Raw genomic sequence first — 3967 nt, forward strand, 5'->3', positions numbered from 1 at the left:
CAGGTGACGATTTTTCTGTCATGATGGTCACTGACGTAGGTGGAGTAGATGATAAATCTTTTAACCAATCTGCATGGGAAGGTATGCAAGAATGGGGTAAAGATAACGGTAAAAAAGAAGGCGCAGAAGGGTATACTTATATACAATCAAATGAAGACTCAGATTTTGTAACCAATTTAAATAGTGCAGTAAATGCTAAATTTGACTTGATTTTTGGTATCGGTTATAAATTAAAAGAAGCCATGACAGATGTGGCAGAACAAAACGAAGATCAACATTTTGTTATTATTGATGATGTTATAGATGCTCCAAACGTTGAATCTGTTTTGTTCAAAGACCATGAAGCAGCTTTCTTAGCAGGTGTGGCTGCAGCAGAATCAACAGAAACAGGTAAAATCGGATTTATCGGTGGACAAGAAAGTGATGTTATCTCACGTTTTGAAGCTGGTTTTGTTGCCGGTGTTAAAGAAGTTGATCCATCTATCGACGTAAAAGTAGAATATGTGGGTTCTTTCGGAGATGCAGCACGTGGAAAACAATTAGCAGCTGCAATGTACAGCAGCGGCATCGATATTATTTATCAAGCAGCCGGTGATTCAGGTAATGGCGTGTTCTCAGAAGCTAAAGACCGCATGAAAGCTGATTCTTCTAAAAAAATATGGGTAATCGGTGTAGACCGCGACCAAGAAGCTGAAGGTAAATATGATTCAGGTAACTTGACTTTAACTTCTACACTTAAAGGTGTAGGTGCAGCGGTAAAAGATATTTCGAATGATGCAATGGCTGGAAACTTTACTGGTGGAGAAACAACAAACTTTGGTTTAGCTGAAGGCGGCGTTGATATAACAGACGGCAACTTAACAGACGAAGTTAAAAAGACAGTAGCAGATTACAAAGAAAAAATTATCAATGGTGACATTGAAGTACCTCAAACTCCAGAAAAATAAGAAATTAGTAAGACTAAGTTGAATGTCGACAAAAAGGCCGGATATTTATTCCGGCCTTTTCATCTCTTATCGTTTTCTATAAAACACTAAAATATTTCTTGCAATGTACCGTATTGAGGAGCAGCTTAAAAAATGAAAAAAGTGAAAGCGCTGGATTTACGATTAGAATAAAAAGAAAATTCTCTGTAGCTCCTTGTTAGTAAATAACGTATAATGGATAATGAATTCAAGCAGGTGAAAAGGAGTGAGTCTATCGTGTCGGAAACGGATTTCGTCATAGAAATGAAAGGCATTACCAAGGAATTTGGTACCTTTAAAGCGAACGATAATATCAATTTGCAGCTAAAAAAAGGTGAAATCCATGCGCTGTTAGGTGAAAATGGAGCAGGGAAATCTACTTTGATGAACATTTTATCTGGGCTTTTAGAGCCGACTTCAGGAAAAATCCTGATGAATGGAAAAGAAGTGACAATTAATTCTCCTGGTGTGGCTAATAAACTGGGAATCGGAATGGTTCATCAACATTTTATGCTGGTAAAAAAGTTCACGGTAACTGAAAATATCATTTTAGGCAGTGAACCCAATACAGCTGGTGTTTTGGATAAAAAAACAGCAAAACAAGCAATAAAAGATTTATCGGAAAAATATGGATTATTAGTGGATCCAGCTGCAAAAGTAGAATCTATCTCAGTTGGAATGGAGCAACGGGTAGAAATTCTAAAAACGTTATATCGTGGAGCAGAAATCTTGATTTTTGATGAGCCTACTGCTGTATTAACTCCTCAAGAAATCAAAGAATTGATGCAAATTATGAAGGCTCTTACGCATGAAGGAAAATCAATTATTTTAATTACACATAAGCTGGATGAAATCAAGCAAGTCGCTAATCGGTGTACTGTTATTCGTCGCGGACAAAGTATTGATACAGTAGATGTAGCTTCTACTTCTCAACAAGAACTAGCAGATATGATGGTTGGGCGCTCAGTTTCCTTTAAAACCGAAAAAAAAGAAGCGCAGCCTAAAGAAGTTGTTCTTTCTGTCCAAGATATTACAGTCAAAGAAGATCGTGGATTAGAAGCTGTTAAGAAATTGAGCTTAGAAGTGCATGCGGGTGAAGTGCTGGGAATTGCTGGAATAGATGGAAATGGACAAAGCGAGTTGATCCAAGCTATCACAGGATTGGCTAAAGTAGAAAGTGGAAAAATTAGTTTAAATGGAAAAGAAATTCAAAATAATCCACCACGTAAAATCACTGAAACTGGCTTAGGACATATTCCGGAAGACCGACATAAATACGGGTTGATCCTACCTATGAGTTTAGAAGAAAATATTGCATTGCAAACGTACTATCAAAAACCACTGAGCAAGAACGGTTTCTTGAATCCTAAAGCCATCAAAAATTATGCGAAAAAGTTGATTGGAGAATTTGATGTACGGACAAAAAGCGAAATGGTGCCTGCCAGTGCATTGTCAGGCGGAAATCAACAAAAAGCCATCATTGCCAGAGAAATCGATCGTAATCCTTCTTTATTGATTGCAGCTCAGCCAACACGTGGGTTAGATGTGGGTGCGATTGAATACATCCACAAACGTTTGATTGAACAACGAGATAAAGGAAAAGCCGTTTTACTGATGAGCTTTGAATTAGATGAAATCTTAAATGTCTCCGATCGCATTGCCGTTATGTATGATGGACATATTGTCGCGTTCGTGAAACCGAGAGAAACAACTCAACAAGAACTTGGGTTGCTGATGGCAGGATCGTCCCTTGAAAAAGCGAGAGCTGCTGCTAATCAAGAAAGCGGAAAGGAGCGGGCTCATGTTAAGTAATAAAGGCAAGTGGAATAATATATTAGTTCCAATATTTTCTGTTATTTTAGGATTATTATTGGGCGCATTGATCATGTTAGTATTTGGTTATGACCCAATTGCTGGCTATCAATCAATGATCAAGGGATCATTTGGTAATTCATTTTATATCGGAGAAACATTAAGACAAGCAACGCCACTTATTTTTACTGCTCTTGGTTTTTCAGTAGCTTATACAGCCGGCTTCTTTAATATCGGGGTTGCCGGTCAAGCACTCTTAGGCTGGTTGTGTTCAGTTTGGTTCGCACTATCATTTCCAGAAATGCCAGGTATGATATTGTTAACCTTAAGCGTGATAGTAGGAGCTGCAGCTGGGGCAATATGGGCTGGAATTGCTGGATTTTTACGAGCTTATTTTAATACCAGTGAAGTAATTGTAACGATCATGTTAAACTATACAGCACTGTACACTACAAATTATTTAATTCGGAATGTGTTGACCGATGCATCAGATTCGACTGCGCGTATTCCAAAAGAAGCAAGTTTGCGTTGGCAATGGTTATCGGACTTAACGAGTCATTCAACTTTACATGCTGGGATCTTTTTGGCTTTGATTATGGCGTTAATCGTTTGGATCTTGATGAAAAAAACAACCAGTGGTTTTGAGATTCGTGCAGTAGGTTTAAATCCATTCGCTTCTAAATATGCCGGAATGAGTACAAAACGCAATATTATTATTTCTATGCTGATTAGCGGAGCGCTTGCCGGATTAGGTGGAGCAATGGAAGGAATGGGAACTTTTCAAAACATCTTCGTCCAAGGTGCGATGCCGACAATTGGGTTTGATGGGATGGCCGTTGCATTACTTGGATTAGGCAGTCCAGTTGGTATTTTATTCTCTGCTTTATTATTTGGTGCTTTAAAAATCGGTGGGAACAGCATGCCGTTAATGGCAGGAGTACCTACAGAAGTTGTCGATATTGTGATTGCTTCGATTATTTTCTTTGTAGGGGCTAATTACTTGATTCGTTTCTTTATCGATAAACGGGCTAGAGTAAATAAAGGAGGAGTAAAATAAGATGGATACTATAAGTGTGTTGCAACTTATCTTTTCTTCAGCGTTAGTTTATTCGGCTCCTCTTATTTTAACAGCACTCGGCGGTACATTTTCTGAGCGCAGTGGAATCGTTAACGTAGGTCTTGAAGGAATC

At 38.4% G+C, this 3967-nt stretch carries 3 protein-coding genes and 1 pseudogene; all 4 read left to right on the plus strand.

Annotation, left to right across the window (positions count from 1 at the left end):
- Positions 1 to 947, plus strand: a 947-nt coding sequence (locus RT405_RS12160; RefSeq protein WP_313470027.1) for a BMP family protein, incomplete at its 5' end; no start/stop codon positions are given.
- Between the two features lie 282 nt (positions 948 to 1229).
- Complete coding sequence (locus RT405_RS12165; protein WP_396163812.1) at positions 1230 to 2777, plus strand: ABC transporter ATP-binding protein; 1548 nt, start codon at positions 1230 to 1232, stop codon at positions 2775 to 2777.
- Positions 2767 to 3834, plus strand: coding sequence for an ABC transporter permease (locus RT405_RS12170; RefSeq protein ID WP_313470030.1), 1068 nt, complete (start codon positions 2767 to 2769; stop codon positions 3832 to 3834). The genes RT405_RS12165 and RT405_RS12170 overlap by 11 nt, the downstream gene beginning before the upstream one ends.
- 1 nt (position 3835) lies before the next feature.
- Positions 3836 to 3967 (plus strand): annotated as a pseudogene (locus tag RT405_RS12175) (ABC transporter permease); the annotation flags it as partial.

Source organism: Carnobacterium sp., from assembly GCF_032094055.1.
GTDB lineage: Bacteria > Bacillota > Bacilli > Lactobacillales > Carnobacteriaceae > Carnobacterium_A.